The sequence below is a fragment of the Sphingomonas humi genome, from assembly GCF_039536725.1.
In the GTDB taxonomy this organism is placed as follows: domain Bacteria; phylum Pseudomonadota; class Alphaproteobacteria; order Sphingomonadales; family Sphingomonadaceae; genus Sphingomicrobium; species Sphingomicrobium humi.
Map to the genome: position 1 here is coordinate 642,913 of NZ_BAAAZD010000002.1, position 19,834 is coordinate 662,746.

Annotated in this window: 21 protein-coding genes; 13 read left to right on the forward strand and 8 right to left on the reverse strand. The window is 66.3% G+C overall.

All coding sequences use genetic code 11. The features are described from left to right. Positions 1-84: 84 nt before the first annotated feature. The 5 genes from dnaK (at position 85) to ABD729_RS11065 (ending at position 5,569) form a co-directional block, all read left to right on the forward strand. Positions 85-2,010 (forward strand): molecular chaperone DnaK, encoded by a 1,926-nt coding sequence (gene dnaK / locus ABD729_RS11045; RefSeq protein WP_344710296.1) that lies wholly within the window; start codon positions 85-87, stop codon positions 2,008-2,010. Positions 2,011-2,102: 92 nt separating this feature from the next. After that, positions 2,103-3,221, forward strand: coding sequence for a molecular chaperone DnaJ (gene dnaJ, locus ABD729_RS11050; protein ID WP_344710297.1), 1,119 nt, complete (start codon positions 2,103-2,105; stop codon positions 3,219-3,221). Between the two features lie 38 nt (positions 3,222-3,259). Next, positions 3,260-4,330: a serine hydrolase domain-containing protein gene (locus ABD729_RS11055; protein ID WP_344710298.1), complete on the forward strand. Its 1,071-nt coding sequence runs from the start codon at positions 3,260-3,262 to the stop codon at positions 4,328-4,330. Positions 4,331-4,401: 71 nt separating this feature from the next. Beyond that, a complete protein-coding gene (locus ABD729_RS11060; protein WP_344710299.1) occupies positions 4,402-5,322 on the forward strand; it encodes an MBL fold metallo-hydrolase in 921 nt (306 codons plus the stop codon). Positions 5,323-5,422: 100 nt separating this feature from the next. Next, positions 5,423-5,569: a hypothetical protein gene (locus tag ABD729_RS11065; RefSeq protein WP_344710300.1), complete on the forward strand. Its 147-nt coding sequence runs from the start codon at positions 5,423-5,425 to the stop codon at positions 5,567-5,569. Between the two features lie 32 nt (positions 5,570-5,601). Here the strand turns inward: ABD729_RS11065 and purB are convergent, their stop codons facing one another. From purB to radC, 5 genes are read right to left on the reverse strand one after another with little or no spacing between them, the layout of a single operon-like run. Then, positions 5,602-6,924, reverse strand: a complete 1,323-nt coding sequence (gene purB, locus ABD729_RS11070) for an adenylosuccinate lyase (RefSeq protein ID WP_344710301.1) — start codon at positions 6,922-6,924, stop codon at positions 5,602-5,604. Between the two features lie 52 nt (positions 6,925-6,976). Continuing rightward, positions 6,977-8,575 (reverse strand): Na+/H+ antiporter, encoded by a 1,599-nt coding sequence (locus ABD729_RS11075; protein ID WP_344710302.1) that lies wholly within the window; start codon positions 8,573-8,575, stop codon positions 6,977-6,979. Between the two features lie 22 nt (positions 8,576-8,597). Further along, positions 8,598-10,448: an ABC-F family ATP-binding cassette domain-containing protein gene (locus ABD729_RS11080; protein ID WP_344710303.1), complete on the reverse strand. Its 1,851-nt coding sequence runs from the start codon at positions 10,446-10,448 to the stop codon at positions 8,598-8,600. Between the two features lie 10 nt (positions 10,449-10,458). Then, positions 10,459-10,998: a P-loop NTPase family protein gene (locus ABD729_RS11085; protein WP_344710304.1), complete on the reverse strand. Its 540-nt coding sequence runs from the start codon at positions 10,996-10,998 to the stop codon at positions 10,459-10,461. Positions 10,999-11,007: 9 nt separating this feature from the next. Further along, positions 11,008-11,688 carry a RadC family protein gene (gene radC, locus ABD729_RS11090; RefSeq protein ID WP_344710305.1) on the reverse strand — a complete coding sequence of 227 codons (681 nt, stop codon included), beginning with the start codon at positions 11,686-11,688 and terminating at the stop codon, positions 11,008-11,010. A 153-nt stretch (positions 11,689-11,841) separates the two neighbouring features. On the opposite strand from radC, the gene ABD729_RS11095 reads away from it, so the two are divergent. The 3 genes from ABD729_RS11095 to ABD729_RS11105 are packed head-to-tail and all read left to right on the forward strand — an operon-like array spanning position 11,842 to position 15,604. After that, on the forward strand, positions 11,842-15,018 hold the full coding sequence (locus ABD729_RS11095; protein ID WP_344710306.1) for an intermembrane phospholipid transport protein YdbH family protein: 3,177 nt from the start codon (positions 11,842-11,844) through the stop codon (positions 15,016-15,018). After that, positions 15,015-15,239, forward strand: coding sequence for a YnbE family lipoprotein (locus ABD729_RS11100; protein WP_344710307.1), 225 nt, complete (start codon positions 15,015-15,017; stop codon positions 15,237-15,239). Before ABD729_RS11095 ends, ABD729_RS11100 begins: the two co-directional genes overlap by 4 nt. Further along, positions 15,236-15,604, forward strand: coding sequence for a YdbL family probable chaperone protein (locus tag ABD729_RS11105; RefSeq protein ID WP_344710308.1), 369 nt, complete (start codon positions 15,236-15,238; stop codon positions 15,602-15,604). The genes ABD729_RS11100 and ABD729_RS11105 overlap by 4 nt, the downstream gene beginning before the upstream one ends. On the opposite strand, the gene ABD729_RS11110 is transcribed toward ABD729_RS11105, so the two are convergent. Beyond that, positions 15,586-16,299 (reverse strand): PdaC/SigV domain-containing protein, encoded by a 714-nt coding sequence (locus tag ABD729_RS11110; protein ID WP_344710309.1) that lies wholly within the window; start codon positions 16,297-16,299, stop codon positions 15,586-15,588. The two genes, ABD729_RS11105 and ABD729_RS11110, sit on opposite strands and share 19 nt — an antisense overlap. A gap of 181 nt (positions 16,300-16,480) precedes the next feature. On the opposite strand from ABD729_RS11110, the gene ABD729_RS11115 reads away from it, so the two are divergent. The 5 genes from ABD729_RS11115 to ABD729_RS11135 are packed head-to-tail and all read left to right on the forward strand — an operon-like array spanning position 16,481 to position 18,922. Continuing rightward, positions 16,481-16,807, forward strand: a complete 327-nt coding sequence (locus ABD729_RS11115; RefSeq protein WP_344710310.1) for an AtpZ/AtpI family protein — start codon at positions 16,481-16,483, stop codon at positions 16,805-16,807. Next, positions 16,807-17,598 carry a F0F1 ATP synthase subunit A gene (locus ABD729_RS11120; RefSeq protein WP_344710311.1) on the forward strand — a complete coding sequence of 264 codons (792 nt, stop codon included), beginning with the start codon at positions 16,807-16,809 and terminating at the stop codon, positions 17,596-17,598. The genes ABD729_RS11115 and ABD729_RS11120 overlap by 1 nt, the downstream gene beginning before the upstream one ends. A gap of 32 nt (positions 17,599-17,630) precedes the next feature. After that, on the forward strand, positions 17,631-17,858 hold the full coding sequence (locus ABD729_RS11125) for a F0F1 ATP synthase subunit C (protein ID WP_129383163.1): 228 nt from the start codon (positions 17,631-17,633) through the stop codon (positions 17,856-17,858). Between the two features lie 28 nt (positions 17,859-17,886). After that, positions 17,887-18,381, forward strand: a complete 495-nt coding sequence (locus ABD729_RS11130) for a F0F1 ATP synthase subunit B family protein (protein WP_344710312.1) — start codon at positions 17,887-17,889, stop codon at positions 18,379-18,381. After that, positions 18,374-18,922: a F0F1 ATP synthase subunit B gene (locus ABD729_RS11135; RefSeq protein ID WP_344710313.1), complete on the forward strand. Its 549-nt coding sequence runs from the start codon at positions 18,374-18,376 to the stop codon at positions 18,920-18,922. The genes ABD729_RS11130 and ABD729_RS11135 overlap by 8 nt, the downstream gene beginning before the upstream one ends. An 8-nt stretch (positions 18,923-18,930) precedes the next feature. On the opposite strand, the gene ABD729_RS11140 is transcribed toward ABD729_RS11135, so the two are convergent. Together ABD729_RS11140 and ABD729_RS11145 are read right to left on the reverse strand one after the other, a co-directional pair. Next, entirely contained in the window at positions 18,931-19,449 is a 519-nt protein-coding gene (locus ABD729_RS11140) for a hypothetical protein (RefSeq protein ID WP_344710314.1), read from the reverse strand. A gap of 3 nt (positions 19,450-19,452) precedes the next feature. After that, entirely contained in the window at positions 19,453-19,833 is a 381-nt protein-coding gene (locus ABD729_RS11145; RefSeq protein ID WP_344710315.1) for a hypothetical protein, read from the reverse strand. Position 19,834: the final 1 nt, after the last annotated feature.

Here is a 19,834-nt window from a genome sequence, read left to right on the forward strand (position 1 = left end):
CCGCTCCCTATATCGCCGCCAGAACAGCAAGAACGGACGTGCTTGTTCAAGGCGTCCGGGGGCGAGTGAAAGGGTAACAAGACTATGGCGAAAGTGATCGGGATCGATCTCGGCACGACCAACAGCTGCGTTGCGGTGATGGAGGGCGGCAAGCCCAAGGTCATCGAGAATGCCGAAGGCGCGCGCACCACTCCCTCGGTGGTCGCCTTTACTAAGGATGGCGAGCGCCTCATCGGCCAGCCGGCCAAGCGCCAGGCCGTCACCAATCCTGACAACACGATCTTCGCGGTGAAGCGCCTCATCGGCCGCCGCTTCGACGACCCGGTGACCAAGAAGGACACCGAGCTGGTCCCTTACAAGATCGTCAAGGGCCAGAATGGCGATGCCTGGGTCAATGCCGGCAGCCAGGATTACAGCCCGTCGCAGATCAGCGCCTTCATCCTTCAGAAGATGAAAGAATCGGCCGAGGCTTATCTCGGCGAGACTGTCACCCAGGCGGTGATCACCGTGCCGGCCTACTTCAACGACGCGCAGCGCCAGGCGACCAAGGACGCCGGCCAGATCGCCGGCCTTGAAGTGCTGCGCATCATCAACGAGCCGACTGCCGCGGCGCTCGCCTACGGGCTCGAGAAGAACGACGGCAAGACGATCGCGGTCTACGACCTTGGCGGCGGCACGTTCGACGTGTCGGTGCTGGAAATCGGCGACGGCGTGTTCGAGGTGAAGTCGACCAATGGCGACACCTTCCTCGGCGGCGAGGATTTCGACGCCAAGATCGTCGAGCATCTGGCGGCCAAGTTCCAGGCGAAGGAGGGGATCGACCTGCGCAAGGATCGGCTCGCCCTGCAGCGCCTGAAGGAAGCAGCCGAGAAGGCCAAGATCGAGCTGTCGTCGGCCCAGACGACCGAGATCAACCAGCCCTTCATCACCGCCCGCATGGAAGGCGGCGCGACGACTCCGCTTCACCTCGTCGAGACGATCACTCGTTCCGACCTCGAGAAGCTGGTCGCGGACCTCATCAACCGCACCCTCGAGCCCTGCAAGAAGGCGCTCAAGGACGCGGGCCTCGACGCCGCGGCGATCGACGAAGTGGTGCTGGTTGGCGGCATGACCCGCATGCCGCGCGTGCGTGAAGTCGTGAAGGAGTTCTTCGGCAAGGAGCCGCACACCGGCGTCAATCCGGACGAGGTCGTCGCCATCGGCGCCGCGATCCAGGCCGGCGTCCTTCAGGGCGACGTCAAGGACGTGCTCCTGCTCGACGTGACCCCGCTGTCGCTCGGCATCGAGACGCTGGGCGGTGTCTTCACCCGTATGATCGATCGCAACACGACGATACCGACCAAGAAGAGCCAGGTCTTCTCGACCGCGGACGACAACCAGAATGCCGTCACCATCCGGGTCTTCCAGGGTGAGCGCGAAATGGCTGCGGACAACAAGATCCTCGGTCAGTTCGATCTCGTCGGCATTCCGCCGGCCCCCCGCGGCGTGCCACAGGTCGAGGTCACGTTCGACATCGACGCCAACGGCATCGTCAACGTGTCGGCCAAGGACAAGGGCACCGGCAAGGAACAGCAGATCCGCATCCAGGCGTCTGGTGGTCTGTCGGACTCCGACATCGAGAACATGGTCAAGCAGGCCGAGCAGTTCGCCGAAGAGGACAAGAAGCGGCGCGCCGCGGCCGAGGCGAAGAACAACGCCGAAAGCCTTGTCCATTCGACCGAGAAGCAGCTTGCCGAGCATGGCGACAAGGTGTCGGCCGACGTGAAGGCCGAGATCGAAGCTGCGATCGCCGAAACCAAGACCGCGATCGAGGGCAACGACCCCGACGTCATGACCACCAAGACCAATGCCCTGACGCAGGTCGCGATGAAGCTTGGCCAGGCGATCTACGAGAGCCAGCAGGCCAGCGGTTCGCAGGCGCAGGCCGACACGGCCGAAAGCGGTCAGGCGGCTGACGAGGAAGTAGTCGACGCGGAATATTCCGAAGTCGACGACGAGAAGAAGGCGTAACCGATGCTTATCGTCGTTCCGGCGACGGTTGCCTGTCGAAGTGATGCTTCGCCGGGCACCGCCGCCGGGACGTCGTTCCAAGGGTATACGTCATGAGCGTCCATGTTGATTATTACGAGCTCCTCGGCGTTCAGCGCGGAGCCGACGAAAAGACCATCAAGTCGGCCTTTCGCCGGCTTGCGATGGAATGTCACCCGGATCGCCACGGCGGCTGTCCGGAGCGTGAGGCGAAGTTCAAGCAGCTGAACGAGGCTTACGACTGCCTCAAGGATCCGCAGAAGCGCGCCGCCTATGATCGCTTCGGCCATGCTGCCTTCCAGAACGGCGGCGCGGGCGCGGGTGGCTTCGGCGGCGGGGCGGGGCCCGACTTTTCCGACATCTTCTCGTCGATCTTCGGCGAGTTCATGGACCCCCGCGGCGCTCGCCAGAATGCGGCTCGCGGCGCGGACCTTCGCTACGACCTCGAGCTGACGCTTGAGGAAAGCTTCGCCGGCAAGGCCGCCACCATCGACATCGAGACCATGGCCGCGTGCGAGCCGTGCGAAGGCGACGGCGCGCGCGGAACCGCGGTTCCCGAACGCTGCGGCACCTGCAACGGCGCCGGCAAGGTCCGCGCGCAGCAGGGCTTCTTCGTGGTCGAGCGCGGATGCCCGACCTGTCACGGTCATGGCGTCACCATCGCCGATCCGTGTCCCGTCTGTCAGGGCGAAGGCCGTTCGCTGAAGCGCCGCACCTTGACCATTCAGGTCCCAGCCGGGGTCGATGAAGGCACCCGCATCCGTGTCGCCGGCGAAGGCGAGGCGGGCATTCGCGGCGCGCCGGGCGGCGACCTCTACCTGTTCGTCCATTTGAAGCGCCACCCGATCTATGCCCGCGAGGGGACGACCCTCGTCGCCGACTGCCCCGTCACCTTCACCACGGCGGCGCTTGGTGGATCGATCACCGTTCCGGGGATCGACGGCGAGGAGATCGAGGTGAAAATCCCCGCCGGCATCCAGTCGGGTGAGACCCTGCGCCTGCGCGGTAAGGGAATGGCGGTGCTGAATGGCCGCGGCCGGGGTGACATGATCACCCGCGTGCTGGTCGAAACCCCGACCAGGCTGACGGCCAAGCAGAAGGAAATCCTCTGCCAGTTCCGCGAAACGGAAACCGGCGAGGAGTGCCCCAACGCGAAGAGTTTCTTCTCGCGCATCAAGGATGTGCTGGGCTAGGGTTCTCTTTGTAACTGCGTTTTTCCCCACGAGGCACGATGACGATCTTTTCCCGGCGGTCCTTCATGGCCGCCGCTGCCGCCACGCCCCTCGTGCTGCGCGTCGCCCCTGCTTCCGCCGCACCGTTGCCGCCTGGCGCCGCGGCGCTGATCGACGACTTCGTTGCCCGCCAGAAGCTGGGCGGCTCGGTCGCCTTTGGCCGGCAAGGGAAGATCACGTCCTCCCGGGTCTTCGGCCTTGCCGACCGGGAACGCGGCATTGCCTTCGGGCCCGCCACCACCGTTCGGATCGGATCGGTGTCGAAGTGGCTGACCACCGTGGCGGTGCTGCGGCTTGCCGAGCGCGGATTGCTGTCGATCGATGCCCCGCTTCGTGCGGCCTTGCCCGAGCTTGTCGGCCCTTATGGCGACGTGCCGCTGGTGCAGCTGCTCGCCAACAGCAGCGGCATCCCCGATCGCGTCACGCAGGCGATCGGCGCCGAACCCGGCCTTCGTGCATCGCTCGCCGGATCGCGCGAGATGGTCGCCCGCTTCGGCAGCGGTGAGCTGGCCTTCGCGCCGGGCACCCGCTTCGATTATGCCTTCAACAATTGGGTGCTGATTCACGCCGCCATCGAGCGCGTGACCAAGGCGCGCTTCGAAGACGTACTCGCGCGCGAAGTCTTCCGGCCCGCGGGACTTCGCCAGACCGGGTTTGCCGACACGAGGACCGGGCCGCTGCCAGGATCGGCCCGCGCCTACGACAATGGCGGAAAACTCAAGGAAGCGCTCGTGCCGCCGTTCGGAGGAGCAAGCGGCAATATCGTCAGCGGTGCCGCTGACCTCGTGCGCGCGGCCCATGCCATCTTCGATACGCGCCGCCTGCTGACGCCCCAATCGCGCACGCGGCTCGTCACTGTCCGCATGGCCGACGATCATTATGCGCTCGGCGGCCGGGTGCGCGACATCGCCGGACGGCAGGTCGCCTGGGAAACGGGCAAGGTGCAGGGCTATCGGACGCACCTTGCGCATGACCTTTCGAGCGGTCGCTCGGTCGTTCTCCTGTCCAACAGCGACACCAGCCAGGACGACATGACCGCGCTGGTCGATCGCTTGCTGCCCTACGCCTGAGGCGATGAGCGGTATTCCCGCGAGCGCCTGGCGCGACTAGCGTGCGCGCAAGGAACACAGGGGAGACCATCATGCGCCGTATCGCCGCCGCTATCGCATTGCTGCTTGCCGCCACCCCGGCTGCGGCCCAGCAGGACTATTCCAAGGTCGAGATCAAGGTCGAGCGCGTCGCGCCCGGCGTGGCCGTGCTGTTCGGTGCCGGGGGCAACATCGGCGTCAGCTACGGCGAGGACGGCAACGTCATTATCGACGACCAGTTTGCGCCGCTGGCACCCAAGATCATCGCGGCAGTCAAGTCGCTCCATCCCGATCCCATCAAGTTCCTGATCAACACCCACTGGCACGGTGACCATACCGGCGGAAACGTGGCGTTCGGCGAAGCGGGCGCGATCATCGTCGCGCATGACAACGTCCGCCGCCGGCTGTCGGCCGACACCTTTTTCAAGACCATGAACGAGCAGATCAAGGCGACCCCCAAGGCCGGCCTGCCCGTCGTTACCTTCGCCAAGGGAGTGACCATTCATCTCAATGGCGACGACCTGCAGGTGACCCACGTCGACAACGCCCACACCGATGGCGATTCGCTGGTCTATTGGAGCAGTGCCAACGTATTGCACATGGGCGACACCTTCTTCTTCAAGGCGACCTATCCCTTCATTGATCGCGAGAGCGGCGGCTCGATCGACGGGATGATCGCCGCGGCCAAGACCGGGCTCGGGATCGTCAAGCCGGGCGGCAAGGTCATTCCCGGCCACGGCCCCGTCGCCACTCGCGAAGATCTTCAGGCCTATCACGACATGCTGGCCGACATCCGCGCCAAGGTCGCCGCCGGCATTCGCGCCGGTCGGACCAAGGCGCAGGTGATCGCGTCCAGGCCAACCGCCGCCTACGAAGGCAAGGTCGCATCCAACGGCTTCATCACGCCGGACCGCTTTGTCGAGGGGACATACGACGAACTCAAGCCGAAGCTGGCTGGCAAGGCCAGGCGGTAAAGGTCGAGAAGTCGACCGGCAGGCCGGCTTGCGATTTGACCATTAGGCAGCGACCCACCGTGGCGCTAAACCGAAATAAACCAGCCAACGGAGGGCATGCATGAGCAAGAAGCGTCAGATGGAAACGGAGATAGCGCGCGAAAAGCGGCTCGCCGAGAACACCGAGGAGAAGATCGCGGCGCGCAAGGAAGCCTCGGACCGCCTCGATGAACGTGTCCGTGAAAACATCAGGGAGCACGGCGCCTAGGCCCCGCAAGGCGGATGGCGGCGGCTGGCTCGCTACGCCCGTCCGAATACCCGGGTGAAGATCGTGTCGACCTGGCGGAAGTGGTAGCCGAGGTCGAAGCTCTCATCGAGCTTCTTGGGCGGCAGGACCGCGGTGACTTCGGGGTCAGCCTTGAGCAGGTCTAGCAGTGACAGGGCGCCGTCGGATTCCCATACCTTCATCGCGTTGCGCTGGACCTTGGCGTAGGCATCCTCGCGGCTGAGCCCGGCCTGCGTCAGCGCCAGCAGCACGCGCTGCGAGTGGACGAGACCGCCCATCCGGTCGAGGTTCTTTTGCATCCGCTCAGGATAGACCAGCAGCTTGTCGATCACGCCCGTCAGCCGCGCTAGCGCGAAGTCGAGGGTGATCGTCGCGTCGGGGCCGATGAACCGTTCGACGCTGGAATGACTGATGTCCCGCTCGTGCCACAGCGCGACATTCTCCATCGCGGGCGTGACGGCGCTGCGCACCAGGCGGGCAAGGCCGGTGAGGTTCTCGGTCAACACCGGATTGCGCTTGTGCGGCATCGCGCTCGAACCTTTCTGGCCGGGCGAGAAATACTCCTCCGCTTCCAGCACTTCGGTCCGCTGCAGGTGCCGCACCTCGGTCGCCAGCCGCTCGATGCTCGACGCGATGACGCCCAGCGTCGCGAAAAACATGGCGTGGCGATCGCGCGGAATGACCTGCGTCGACGTGGGCTCGGGCGTCAGGCCGAGGCGCTTTGCGACATGCTCCTCCACCCGTGGATCGATGTTGGCGAAGGTGCCGACCGCGCCCGAGATCGCACAGGTCGCTATCTCCTCCCGCGCCGCTTGGAGGCGGGCGAGGTTGCGCGCGAACTCGGCATGCGCCTGGGCAAGCTTCAGCCCGAAGGTGACCGGCTCGGCATGGATTCCATGGCTTCGGCCAATAGTCGGGGTGAGCTTGTGCTCGAACGCCCGCCGCTCGAGAACTGCTAGCAGCTGCTTCAGGTCCTCGATCAGGACGTCGCTCGCCTGCGCCAGCTGTACCGCCAGCGCCGTGTCCAGCACGTCGCTGCTGGTCATTCCCTGGTGGAGCCAGCGCCGCTCGTCGCCAAGCTTTTCGCCGGCCCACGTCAGGAAGGCGATCACGTCATGCTTGGTCACCGCCTCGATCGCGTCGATCGCGGGCACGTCCACCGGGTCGATGACCCCGCGGCCATGCGCTTCGACGATCTTGGCCGCATCCTCACGCGGGATCATCCCGATTTCGCCCATCGCCTCGGCGGCGAACACTTCGATGTCCCACCAGATGCGGAAGCGGTTTTCGGCCGCCCAGATGGCGGTCATGGCGGGGCGTGAATAGCGGGGAACCATGGCCGCGCCCGCTAGCAGGGGAGGGGCGCTCCCGCAACGCGGACGGAGCGGATCAGCGCAGGTCGAGCTGCTCGCCGCGCTGGAAAGTGATGCTGACTTCCTCGAGGTCGAGGTCGCGTTCGAGGTCGTGCAGCACCTCGTCTTCGATCTTTCCTGCCCGGTGCAGGCGGATCAGCTCGCGGCGGCCCTCGGCGATGGCCAGCAACAGGACCTCGAAGTGGGACTGGATGCCGTCCATGAAGCCGTCCGCGTCCCGTGCGTATTTCTCCGATGCGCGGGCCCTGGCGCGCTGCTGTTCCAGCAATTGGGGATGGATCAGCTGTCCGTCCGCGTCATAAGCGTGGGCCTCGACCGCGCGAAGCTTGGCCTTGGCGATCGCGGCTTCGGTTTCGGGCAGGCTCATCCGCGGCGGCGGATCGCCATCGACGGGGCGGAGGCGACCGATCAGCCAGCCAAGACTGCCGCCCTGGACGATCACCGTCATCAGGATGGCGGCAAAGGCGGTGATCAGCATGAGATCGCGCCCCGGCATGGCGGCGGGCAGGGTCAGCGCAACTGCCAGGGTCACCACGCCGCGCATTCCGGTCCACGCCAGGACGCCGGCCTGCGAAGCGCCGAGCGGCCGCGCCCTGCGAACGCCAAGTCGTCGTGCGGCATGGAGCAGGGCGTCGCTTCCGAATACCCAAACCACCCGGGCGAAGGTCATCGCCGCAAGGACCCCCAGCACCGGCACCGCCATCGTCGCCGTGACTTCCGCAATGCCTCCGGCGCGGTCGACCACGCTGCGGAGCGAGAAGCCGATCAGGATGAAGACCAGTGCTTCCAGCGAAAAGATCATCGTCCGCCAGAAGCCGGTGCCCTGGATACGCACCCGTGCCGGCATCACCACGTGCTGGTACCAGCCAACCACCAGGCCCGAGGCGACGGTGGCGATCACCCCCGACACGTGGAGCGCTTCGCCGGCAAGATAGGCTGCCCAGCAGATGAGTGTCGAGGTGGTGACGAACAGGGTCCGGTCCTCGATCTTGGTGAGGAGGAAGACCGACAGGCGGCCGACCACCACACCGACCACCGCGCCGCCCAGCGCAAGCAAGGCGAAGCTGCCGATCGCCTCGCCGAGGTGGAAGGTGCCGCTCAGCGTTGCGGCGACGGCGAAGCGGAACAGCACGAGTCCGGTCGCGTCGTTGAGCAGGCTTTCGCCTTCCAACAATGCTTGCAGGCGGCGCGGAAGGCGGATGCCCTGCAACACGGCACGGGCCGAAACCGCGTCCGGCGGCGAGACAATGGCGCCAAGCGCGAAGCAGGCCGCCCAGGGCAGGTCCGGCACCAGCCACTTCACCGCCACGGCAACGAGGCAGGTGGTGAAGATCACCGCTCCGACCGCAAGCGAGATGATCCCGGGCAGGTGGGCGCGGAAACGGCCGAAGGCGGTGTAGTAGGCGCCTTCGAACAACAGTGGCGGAAGGAACAGCACCAGCGCCAGCTCAGGGTCGAGGGTGAAGGGCGGCAGCCCGGGGATGAACGCCAGCGCGCCGCCGCCGACCAGCAGCGCTGCGGACGGCGGGAAACGCAGCTTGTCGGCGAGCGCGTGCAGCGCGACCACTGCCGAAAGCAGTAGCAACACCAGTTCGAACGTCTCGACCGCTTTCATTCGCCCCCCTGCCTGCGGCCCGTCAGGCCGGTTCGCGTTCCAGTTTTTCCGCCAATGCCATCCAGCGCGCCTCGGCTTCCTCCAGCGCGGCCGCGACCTTGGCCCGGCGTTTCGACAGTTCGCTCATCGACAGCTTCGCAAATTGCGGTTCGGCGCCGGAGGGATCGAACATCGCGCGGTCGAGCTCGGACCTTTGCTCGGCAAGGCGCAGGCTTTCCTTTTCGGCATCGTCGGTCGCCTTTTTGAGCGCCTTGGCGTCTTCACGGGCCTTGGAGCCCTTCGGAACCTTGGACTTCGTGTCCGCCTTCGGCTGGTTCCGGCCAAGCACGAAATCGATGTAGTCCTCGATGCTGCCGGCGTAATCGACCGCCTTGCCATCATCCACCAGCACCAGCCGGTCGGCGGTCAGCTCGACCATGTGACGGTCGTGGCTGATTAGGATGACGGCGCCATCATATTCGTTGAGCGCCTGGACGAGCGCCTCGCGGGCATCGACGTCGAGGTGGTTGGTCGGCTCGTCGAGGATGAGAAGGTGCGGCGCCTCGCGGGTGATCAGCGCCAGCGCCAGCCGCGCCCGTTCGCCGCCCGACAGCTTGCTGGTCAGCGTCGTCGCCTTGTCCCCGGAGAATCCGAAGCGCCCGAGCTGCGCGCGCACGGCGGCGGGCGAGAGGCCTTCCATTGCCCGGCTCATGTGCATCAGCGGCGTCTCGTCGCCGTGCAGTTCCTCGACCTGATACTGGGTGAAATAGCCAACGCGCATTTTGCCGGTCGCGACCATCGCGCCTTCCATCGCCGGAAGCTGCGCCGCAAGCAGGCGCGCCAGTGTCGTCTTGCCGTTGCCGTTGCGGCCGAGCAGCGCGATCCGATCGTCGGGATCGATCCGCAGGTTCAATTTCCGCAGGATCGGCGTGTCACTGTAGCCGACCGCCGCCATCTCAAGCGTGATCAGCGGCGGCTTGAGTTCGGTTGGGCTGGGGAAAGCGAAGCTGAGGCTCGGATCGTCGGCCATGGCCGCGATCGGCTGCATCTTCGCCAGCATCTTGGCCCGGCTCTGCGCCTGCTTGGCGGTCGAGGCGCGCGCCGAATTGCGGGCGATATAGTCCTGCAAGCGCGCGCGCTGCGCATCCTGGCTGGCCTTGGCCGCCGCCAGCTGCGCCGCCCGCTCGGCCCGCTGCCGCTCGAAATCGTCATAGCCACCGGCATATTGCGTCAGCCGGCCGCCCTCGACGTGAAGGATCGTGTCGACCACGTTGTTGAGCAGGTCGCGTTCGTGGCTGATGACGACAAGCGTGCCGGCATAATCCTTGAGGAAATTCTCCAGCCACAGCGTCGCTTCGAGATCGAGGTGGTTCGACGGCTCGTCGAGCAGCAGGATGTCGGGTTCCGAAAAGAGCAGGGCGGCGAGCGCCACACGCATCTTCCAGCCGCCCGAATAACTGTCGAGCGGGCGCGCCTGCATTTCTTCGTCGAAACCGAGGCCGAGCAGGATCTTCGACGCCCGCGACGGCGCCCCATAGGCGTCGATCGCGAGCAGGCGCTCGTGCACTTCGCCGAGCCGGTCCATGTCGCTGTAATCTTCGGCGGCGAGCATCAGTTCGGCCCGCTCGGTGTCGGCGGCGAGCACGGTCTCGAACGGGGTCGCATCGCCACTCGGCGCTTCCTGAGCGATATAGCCGAGCCGGGTGCGCTTGGGCATCTCAATCTCGCCGTCGTCGGCCTCGAGCTGGCCGATCATGACCTTCATCAGGGTCGACTTGCCTGCACCGTTGCGGCCGATCAGTCCGACCCTGCTCTTGGGGCGGATGGTCGCGGTGGCGCGGTCAAGGATAGTCCGCCCGCCGAGGCGAACCGTGATTCCGTTGATAGTCAGCATGGCCGCGCGCCTACACGGATTGTGTGGCAAACGCGAGGCGGAGGCGATCGACCAGTGCGGCGGCCTCTTCGTCACTGCGCAGCCGCTCGACCTGGCAAGTGGCGGAAGTGGCCAGCTGACCGAGCCTGCGCCGCTGCGAGCGGCCAGTGGTCAGGATGTAATGCGCGAATTCCGGCAGCGAGCTAAGCCGTTCGGGGCAGCCGTCGGCCATGTCCGGGCGGGTCCGGCCGAGTTGGGTCAGCGCACGCCGCAACACTCGCCACAGTCGCAGCCCCATCGGGCGATCGACCCATATCAACAGGTCGGCACGCCGCAGCCGGCTCGGCCAGGTCGGGCTGAAGCCGCCCTCGAAAATCCAGCGCTCTCCGGCCTCCGTCTCGAGGCAAAGACGGCGCTTCTCGGCTTTCGATCGTTCAACCCAGCCAGATTGCCAGTGGATGCGGTCGATGTGGATGACGGGCAGCCCGGTTACGTCCCCGATCCGCCGTGCCAGCGTGCTTTTGCCCGAGCCAGGCTGACCGACAATCATGATCCTTTGCGGCAGTGCCATCGCGGACGTTCACATCAGTCCCATCGATCGAAGGCTGCTGCGGCCCTGCGCACCGACGATGACATGGTCGTGGACGGTGATCTTCATGTGCCGCCCGGCATCGACGATGTCGCGGGTGAGGCGGATGTCCTGCTGGCTCGGCGTCGGATCTCCGCTCGGATGATTGTGGACGAGGATCAGCGCGGTAGCGCCAAGCGCGATGGCCCGGGCGATGACTTCGCGCACGTGGACCGCGGCCTCGTCGACCGACCCGCGCCACATCGCCTCGTTGGCGATCAGCACGTTCTTGGCGTTGAGAAACAGCACGCGCACTTCCTCGACCTGGCTGTGGCTCATCGCTGCCTGGAGGTAATCGCCGAGCGCATCCCAGCTCGACAGCAGCGGGCGGCCTTCGGTGCGGGTCTCGAGGAGCCGTAGCGCGGTCGCGCGGGCGATCGCCAGGGCGCCGATGATACCGTCGGTCAGTCCCTCACGGCGAAGCACTTCGGGCGGCGCTTCGAGCAGTTGGCCAAGGCCGCCGAATGACGAAATAAGCTGTTTCGCCAAGGGCTTGGTATCGCGGCGGGGGATCGCGAGAGTCAGCAGATATTCAACCAGCTCATGGTCGAGCAACGCGTCGCCACCGCCCTCCAGCAGCCGATGCCGAAGGCGCGCGCGATGCCCATCGGCGCCATTCGGCTTGTCGCCCATGGGTTTGAAGCTATGCCCTTGCCGCGCGGCTGGCAACATGTCGGTTGCGGAACGGTCGCGGACACCGGAGGTTGGGACGCGTTAGTGACGGAAGAGACGACGGCCCGAAGTGAAGAACAGCAGGCGGAGGTGGTCGTCCGCCGCCGGCGCCGCGTGATTCCGCGTTTCCTCGGCTTCCTCCTCGTCGGCCTGCTGGTGCTTCTGGTCGTGGCCGCGATCGTCCTGTGGAGCCAGCGCCGCCCGATCGCGAACAACATCTTGTCGCGCGAACTCGCGAAACGCGGGGTACAGGCGACCTTCAAGCTCGACCGCATCGGCCTTCGCACCCAGCAGGTGTCGAACCTCGTGATCGGTGATCCGCGCCGCCCGGACCTCACCGCCAGGCTCGCGCAGATCCAGATGCGGATCAAATGGAACGGTCAGGTCGAATTCTACCGGGTGGTTGCGCGCGGGGTGCGCCTGCGCGGCCGGGTGGTCGGCAACAAGGTCAGCTGGGGGCAGGTCGATCGCCTGCTTCCACCGCCTTCGGGAAAGCCGTTCTCGCTTCCCGACATCAGCGTCGACCTTGCCGATACGTCCATCGCCGTGGCGACCCCCTACGGCCCGATCGGGGCAGCGGTGGAGGGTGAGGGCAAGCTAACCGGCGGCTTCAAGGGCCGTCTGGCCGCTGCTTCGCCCGCACTCGATGCGGGGCGCTGTACCCTGACCGGCATGCGCGCCGCGCTGGCGGTGGCCGTCGTCGCTCGCCGCCCGCAAGTGAGCGGGCCATTGAGCGCCGCCCGCTTTGCCTGCCCCACAAGCAATATCGCGATCAACGCACCGCGGTTCGATATCGACAGCCGTTTTTCGGAAGGCTTTGATCGCTTCACCGGCAAGGGACGGATGAGCGCCGCGGCCCTGGCTGCCGGGATCAATCAGCTGGCGCGCTTCAATGCCGATCTCACCTTCAGCGGCCGGCCGACGAATATCCTCGGGACGGTGAAGCTCAGCGCGGCCGGCGCCCGAATGGCGCAGCTGACGGCAGAGCGCACTCGCCTCGATGGCAGCTACCTGCTGAATGCGGCAAGCGGCCAGATCACCTTGGTGGCCGACTATGGCGCCAATGGTGTCGACCTCGACCGCGGCCTTACCGACCCGTTGGCGGCGGCCCTCGGCGGCGCGGCCGGGACGCCGCTGGAGCCGGTTGCGGCGGCACTCCGGGCAAGTTTCCAGCGTGCTACCCAGGATATGAACGCGGTGGGCAAATTGCGCCTCGTTAACGCCGCTGGCGGCGGCGCGGTCCGGGTCGACAGCGCCGACGTCCAGAGCGCGTCGGGTGCCCGCATTCTCGTCGGCGGCGAAGGGGACGGCATCACCTATTACTGGCCAACCAACAAGCTTCGGATCGACGGCCGCGTCCGGACCGCCGGTGGCGGGCTTCCGACCGCCGACCTCGCCCTTTCGATGCCGCGCGGCGGCGGGCCGATGAGCGGTCGGCTGGTCATGCAGCCCTATGCCGCGGGCGGCGCCCGGCTCGCGCTCGAGCCGGTCCGCTTCGCAGCCCTCGCCAACGGGGGCACCCGCATCGACACCGTGGCACTGCTCGACGGCCCGTTGTCGGGAGGGCGGGTGACCGGCCTTCGCCTGCCGATCAACGGAACGGTTGGGCCCGGCCGGCAGCTGGCGTTCGGGCAGGGCTGCGTACCCTTGTCGTTCGCGACCCTGCGGCTTGGAGCCTTGCAGCTCGGTCAGAGCCAGGTTCCGGTCTGTGCCGTCGGCCAGTCGGTGGTCTTCCGCCAACCTGACGGCGACATCGCGGTGCGGGCGTTCACCCGCAACCTCGGCCTCAACGGGCGGCTGGGGACTTCGCCCTTCGGCCTTCGCGCCGAACGTGCGGCGCTGGTCGGATCGCGCGCCTTCGATCTCGTCGGCATCGCTGCACGAATGGGCAATCCGGACGCGCCCGTCCTCCTCAACGCCGCCCGGTTGCAGGGTACCTTCAAGGGCAGCGGTATCAACGGCACTTTCGCCCGCGCCGACGCGACCATCGGCCGGGTTCCGATCAAGCTGACCGAGGCGGACGGCCGCTGGCTCTACTATCGCAATCGCCTGACCGTGAACGGCAGTGGGACGGCCAACGACATTGGCGCCGATCCGCCCCGTTTCTATCCGCTGCGCTCGAACGATCTGACCTTCAGCCTTGCCGGCAACGCCATTCGCGCCGGCGGCTCGCTTCGCAACCCGGGGACCGGCGCCCTCGTCACCAATGTCGCGATCCGCCACGATCTCGGCAACGGTGTCGGCAACGCCACCCTCGATGTGCCGGGCCTCGCTTTCACGCAGAACGGCCTTCAGCCCGAGATGATCACCCGCCTGACCGAAGGCGTCATCGCGCTCGTCAACGGCACGGTCACGGGGCAGGGCCGGATAGCCTGGAACGGCAGCGGGCAGGTAACCTCGACCGGCGAGTTCTCGACCACCAACATGGATCTCGCTGCCGCCTTCGGACCGGTCACCGGCCTCAATGGCACCATCCGTTTCAGCGACCTGCTGGGCCTCGAGACCGCGCCCGGTCAGACCATCCGCGTCGCGACCATCAACCCCGGCATCCTGGTCGAGAACGGGGTCATCACCTATCAATTGCTGCCCGGACAGCTGGTCCGCATCCAGTCGGGCCGCTGGCCCTTCATGGGCGGCGAACTGATCCTGCGCGAAACCGTGCTTAACCTCGGCCGGCCAAGCCCCAAGCGTCTCACGTTTGAAGTGCGCGGGCTCGACGCGAACATGTTCGTCAACAGCTTCGGCTTCACCGACCTCAAGGCCGAGGGCACGTTCGACGGCGTATTGCCGATGATCTTCGATGACAGTGGCGGCCGGATCGTCGGCGGCCGCCTCGACAGCCGCGCGCCCGGCGGACGGCTGTCGTACAATGGCGCGGTCAACAAGGCGAATCTCGGCACCGCAGGCAACCTTGCCTTCAATGCGCTCAAGGATCTGCGCTTCCGCTCGATGATCATCCGGCTCGACGGTGATCTGGCCGGTGAATTCGGAACCACGCTGGTCATCGACGGGGTCGGCCTTGCCGGCACGAATGGCACGCAAAAGCTGATCAGCCGCTTCGTCGGCCGCCTCCCGCTCAAGTTCAACGTCTCGATCCGCGGGCCCTTCCGCGCCCTGATTGGCACCGCCAAGTCCTTGCGCGACCCGCGCACGTTGATCGACAGCGTGCTCGACCGCCCGCTCGGCAACATCCCCGGTATCGTCACCGAGGTCCGTCGCCGCGAGGAAGACAGCACCCAGACCCAGACTCCCGTCCAGGAAGAAATCACGCCAGAAAGGAAGCAGCCATGAAACGGCCGATCCTGATTGCCATGCCGCTCGGACTTGCGCTTGCCGGCTGCGTCAATCTCAAGACCCCGGAAAAACCGATTGAGATCAACCTCAACGTCGCCATCCGTCAGGAAGTGCTGGTGCGCATGCAGCGCGACGTCGATACGCTGATCGACCAGAACCCGCAGGCCTTTCCGCAGCGCCCGGTCAGCCCGGCGCCGGCCCCTGCGAAACCGCAATGATCCGCTGGGCCGCCCTGGCAGTTGTCGCGGTTGCGGGCGCGGCGGCGGCGCAATCCGCCTACTTCGACGCCCGCGCCGCAGGTCAGGTGGGAGAGCGATACGACGGGTATCTCGGCTATTCCCAGACGCCGCCAGGGGCGCAGACGCGGGCCCAGACAGAGGCGCTGAATATCCGCCGCCGCGCGCTTTATTCGGACCTGGCCCAGCGCCGCGGCGTCAGTCCGCAGGAAGTCGGGATCACGGCCGGATGCACGCTACTGGCGCGTGTCGCCGTAGGGGAACGCTATATGCTGAGCGACGGCCAGTGGCGGGTGCGCCTCGCCGGCCAGCCAGCCCCCACCCCGGACTATTGCACGGGCGGTTGAGCCTCGAAGCTCGCCCGAAATTCGGGCTTCAGTCGCTGCACCATCGTCGCGGTGATCGGCAGGCTGATCTCGTACGGCCCCTCGGCATAGGGACCGGCGACATAGCTGTCCGCCGTCAGGTCGGCATGGTCGAAGCGGCCATTGCGATCGTGATCGGCGAGGGCAATCGTCAGCTCCTTCATTTCGGGGCACTGGCTGGGCCATTCTCCGTTCACGACCGTCTCGCCGCGGCGCTTGGCGCGTTCGCGGTCCAGCAGGACGCAGAAGGGAAGGCGGAGTGCTCCGTCCCAGCGCTGCCCCGCGAGCAGCAGGGCGGAATAGTTCGTCTCCCGACTGAGCTTCCGGTCCCACAGCAGCGCCGAGGTCCTGCCATTGGGATGCGCGCCGCCGGTATAGCTGCTGGTCGAAGTGACCAGTGACAGCAACTTGCCGCTCTGGCCCGCGGTCTCGACGCTCCGGCTGAACTGGAGCCCGTTCCAGTCCGACGTGCCCATTTCGCGACGCGCCTTCTTTTCGGCTACGGCCATGCGGTTCATCGCCTGCCGTTGCCGAACGGCATCAGCCCTGAAGCGTCGCGACAGGGCAGGGACCGCTTCGGCTTCGGCCGACCAGTTATATTCGAAGTCCAGATCCCTGGTTTCGCTAGCGATCGAAACCGGGGCGAGGGACAAGGCAAGAAGCAGCGGAAAGGGCATGCCCACAGGCTATTGCCCCGGCCCGCGAGCGGCAAGCGGTGTCCGCCGCCGGTTGACCTGTCGTCCCGCCCTGCTAAAGGGGCCGCGCCTTGGCGAGCTTTCCGCCGCCATGCCCCTTTGCCTATCCGCGTGACCACGCGCCTCCGTCTCGGAAGCGCCGCCACGCACAGGAGGAACGGTTATGGCGGAAGACAGTGAGCAGCAGGACGACCGGCTTCCCGCCGACCAGCGTCTCGACCACCTCGAACAGAGGGTGGCCGAAGCGCAGCGGAAGGAAGCGCTCAGGACCGGCAAGGGACCGGCCCCGGATGCGAACGAGCAGATGGGGCAGAAGGTGCTTGCGACCCTGATTGGCGGACTGCTTGGCGGCACGTTGATCGGCTGGCTTCTCGACAAGCTGCTGGGCACGTGGCCAGCGCTCTTCATCACGCTGATGGTGCTTGGCACCGCAAGCGGGTTTTGGAGCATCATCAAGATGTCGAACACGAAGACAAAGAGGGACCATTAGTGGCCGCCGAATCGGGCAAGATCGATCCGATGCACCAGTTCCAGGTCGAACCGCTGTTCGGCCAGGATTGGACCATTGCGGGCCACTCGATCGCCTTCACCAACTCGTCGCTGTGGATGGTCTTCACGCTCGCCGCCATCTGGCTGTTCATGCTTGGCGGCATGAAGCGTGAACTGGTTCCGGGCCGCTGGCAGGTCGCTGTCGAAGGCGTCACCGGCTTCATCAGCAACATGATGGAAACGAACGTCGGCCCCGCCGGCCGCAAGTTCGTGCCCTATGTCTTCACCTTGTTCATGTTCATCCTGTTCGCCAACATGCTGGGCCTGCTTCCGGTCGGCATCGTTCCGGGCGTCCACCCCTTCACCGTTACCAGCCACCTCACCGTCACGGCGGTGCTGGCGATCGTGTCCTTCTCGATCGTGCTGATCGTCGGCTTTGCCAAGCACGGCTTCCACTTCTTCAGCCTGTTCGTGCCGCACGGTGCGCCGTGGTGGATGCTGCCGATCCTCATCCCGGTCGAATTCGTTTCCTTCATGGTCCGTCCCTTCAGCCTGGCGCTGCGACTGTTCGTCGCCATGACCGCCGGCCACATCCTGCTGAAGGTGCTCGCGGGCTTCGTCATCAACGGCCTCAATGCCGAGGCTTTCTGGGTTGCCCCGGTGGTCAGCTTTCCGAGCCTGCTGCTGATGATCGGCATCAGCGCGCTCGAGCTGCTGGTGGCCGCGATCCAGGCTTATGTCTTCGCGCTGCTGACGAGCCTGTATCTCAACGACGCGATCAACCTTCACTAACCATAGCAACAAGATACAAAGGGAGTTTGAACATGGACGCAGAAGCCGCAAAGCTGCTCGGTGCTGGTCTCGCCGCCATTGGCGTTGGCATGGCCGCGCTCGGCGTGGGTAACGTCTTCGGCTCGTTCCTCGAGAGCGCGCTTCGTAACCCGGCCGCAGCCGACAGCCAGCAGGGCCGTCTCTTCATCGGCTTCGCCGCCGCCGAACTTCTCGGCCTGCTGGCGTTCGTCGTTGCGATGATCCTGCTCTTCGTCGCCTAACAACCAACCGCAAGTTCGAGGTCGGCCAGTGCCGCAAATCGCGCAAATCTCGGAGATCTTCGCCTCCCAGCTGTTCTGGCTGGTGGTCACCTTCGGGTTGATCTTCGTCGTCGTGGGTCTTGGGATGGTGCCTAAGATCCAGGGCACCGTTGATGCGCGCGACGCACGGATTGCGGCCGACCTCGCAACCGCCGCCACTGCCCGCGAAACCGCGGACAGGCTGGAGGCGGAACATCGCGCCGCCCTCGACCGCAGCCGGGCCGAAGCGGCCCGCGTCGCGGCCGAAGCGAAGGTGGAGGCGGCCAAGGCCACCGAAGCCCGCGTCAAGGAATCCGATGCCCTCGCGCAGGGCCGGGTCGACCAGGCGATGCAGCGGATCGCAGAAGCGCGTTCCTCTGCCGAAGCCGAGATCGAAGCGGTTGCGGCCGACGCCACCGCGGCGATGGTCCAGCGCGTCGCCGGCCTCGCCATCGACGAGAATACGGCCCGTGCTGCCGTGAAGCAGGAGCTGGTCCGTGGCTGACAACGTACAGCAGGAGCTGCACACCGAGGTGCAGGCGGGCGCCGAGCATCACGTCGACCCGAGCGCGCTCGGTTTCGACGCGACCATGCTGGTCGGCCTGTCGATGGCGGTCGTAGTCATTCTTCTCCTGTGGAAGAAGGTGCCGGCCGCGATCGGCAAGGCTCTCGACGGCAAGATCGCCGGGATCCGCGCCCAGCTCGACGAGGCTGCTGCCCTGCGGGCCGAGGCCGAGAAGCTCAAGGCGGACTATGAAGCCAAGGCTGCGTCGTCCGAAGCCGATGCCGCTGCCATGCTGGAGCGTGCGCGGCACGAGGCTGACGCCATCCGCGCCAAGGCCGAGGCCGATGCCGCCGCTCTGGTCGAGCGGCGCACCCGCATGGCCGAGGACAAGATCGCTGCCGAGGAGCGCACCGCCCTCCAGCAGCTCCGCGCCACCGCGGCCGACGCCGCTGCCAAGGCCGCGGCCAAGATCATCGCCGAGCGTCACGACGGCAGCAGCGACAAGGCGCTGATCGACCAGGCGATCGCCGGCATCCGCTAGGCCAGTTGCTAGGCGATCTCCCAGTCGAGTGACTGGGAGCCGCCGAGGGGCAAGGCGCTCCATTCTTTCGTGAAGTCGGCAATGCCGCAACGAATGGCGGTGACCTGCTCATCGCCAAGCCCTGGCATCGGGACGTGCGACTGCCAGCAGCCGCTTTCGGCCATGTCGCGCACGCCCTGCGGATCGCCGGTACCGCCGCTCCATTGATCGGCCTCGAACGCTTCCACGATTCGCTCGGCCTGGATCGCCTCGACGAACTCGGCCGTGGGAGGTTCGCCGCGCTTGGCGCTGGGGTGACCGGCCTGCCTGGCCATCTCAGCGATGGCTTCAGGGTGGTGGCCCTCGGCGATCAGGCCCCAGAAGCCTCGGGTGAAACCAAGACCGCGCTCGACGAAGACGTGCACCGCGTCGTGGGGCGTCGGGCCCTTGTGCGGAAGCTCGGTCGAAACCTGGCTGCCGTCCGGCCGCTGCACGTGGATGCGGTCCGACTTTTGCCCTTTGACGAAGGTAATCCGCATGGCGGGCATTCGCTAGGCTCGTTCGGTCTGGGGGGCGTCCGCGCGAGCGGCGCGAACGAAGAAGGCGGCGGATACCAGCCAGAAGCCGGTCAGGACGGTCGTGGCGACGATGGCGCGGGCGATCTCTCCCGGGATGGTCGCGGTGATCGGCGCCGTGAGGGTGAGGGCGCCCAGCGCGAGCTGCATCATCGCCACTGCCACCATACCCCGCGCCCAACCAACCGCACGGAAAGTTGCGGCAAAGCCCGTCGCGGGAATGGCGAGAAGGATCATGAACTGAGCGGCCGCAGACCCGTCGTCGTGTACGATCGTTGCCCAGACCGTGAGGAAGGAGCCCAGCAGCGCCACTGCCACACCGCCTCGATAGGCACGTCTGTCCGACAATCGCTGCATG

What these genes read in the sequence shown, in the direction of transcription:
- ABD729_RS11100 (WP_344710307.1), top strand. Translation starts at nt 15,015, where the DNA reads ATGAAACGGCCGATCCTGATTGCCATGCCGCTCGGACTTGCGCTTGCC.
- dnaK (WP_344710296.1), top strand. Translation starts at nt 85, where the DNA reads ATGGCGAAAGTGATCGGGATCGATCTCGGCACGACCAACAGCTGCGTT.
- ABD729_RS11105 (WP_344710308.1), top strand. Translation starts at nt 15,236, where the DNA reads ATGATCCGCTGGGCCGCCCTGGCAGTTGTCGCGGTTGCGGGCGCGGCG.
- ABD729_RS11080 (WP_344710303.1), bottom strand. Translation starts at nt 10,448, where the DNA reads ATGCTGACTATCAACGGAATCACGGTTCGCCTCGGCGGGCGGACTATC.
- ABD729_RS11140 (WP_344710314.1), bottom strand. Translation starts at nt 19,449, where the DNA reads ATGCCCGCCATGCGGATTACCTTCGTCAAAGGGCAAAAGTCGGACCGC.
- ABD729_RS11110 (WP_344710309.1), bottom strand. Translation starts at nt 16,299, where the DNA reads ATGCCCTTTCCGCTGCTTCTTGCCTTGTCCCTCGCCCCGGTTTCGATC.
- ABD729_RS11125 (WP_129383163.1), top strand. Translation starts at nt 17,631, where the DNA reads ATGGACGCAGAAGCCGCAAAGCTGCTCGGTGCTGGTCTCGCCGCCATT.
- ABD729_RS11055 (WP_344710298.1), top strand. Translation starts at nt 3,260, where the DNA reads ATGACGATCTTTTCCCGGCGGTCCTTCATGGCCGCCGCTGCCGCCACG.
- ABD729_RS11075 (WP_344710302.1), bottom strand. Translation starts at nt 8,575, where the DNA reads ATGAAAGCGGTCGAGACGTTCGAACTGGTGTTGCTACTGCTTTCGGCA.
- radC (WP_344710305.1), bottom strand. Translation starts at nt 11,688, where the DNA reads ATGGGCGACAAGCCGAATGGCGCCGATGGGCATCGCGCGCGCCTTCGG.
- ABD729_RS11145 (WP_344710315.1), bottom strand. Translation starts at nt 19,833, where the DNA reads ATGCAGCGATTGTCGGACAGACGTGCCTATCGAGGCGGTGTGGCAGTG.
- dnaJ (WP_344710297.1), top strand. Translation starts at nt 2,103, where the DNA reads ATGAGCGTCCATGTTGATTATTACGAGCTCCTCGGCGTTCAGCGCGGA.
- ABD729_RS11115 (WP_344710310.1), top strand. Translation starts at nt 16,481, where the DNA reads ATGGCGGAAGACAGTGAGCAGCAGGACGACCGGCTTCCCGCCGACCAG.
- ABD729_RS11085 (WP_344710304.1), bottom strand. Translation starts at nt 10,998, where the DNA reads ATGGCACTGCCGCAAAGGATCATGATTGTCGGTCAGCCTGGCTCGGGC.
- purB (WP_344710301.1), bottom strand. Translation starts at nt 6,924, where the DNA reads ATGGTTCCCCGCTATTCACGCCCCGCCATGACCGCCATCTGGGCGGCC.
- ABD729_RS11065 (WP_344710300.1), top strand. Translation starts at nt 5,423, where the DNA reads ATGAGCAAGAAGCGTCAGATGGAAACGGAGATAGCGCGCGAAAAGCGG.
- ABD729_RS11060 (WP_344710299.1), top strand. Translation starts at nt 4,402, where the DNA reads ATGCGCCGTATCGCCGCCGCTATCGCATTGCTGCTTGCCGCCACCCCG.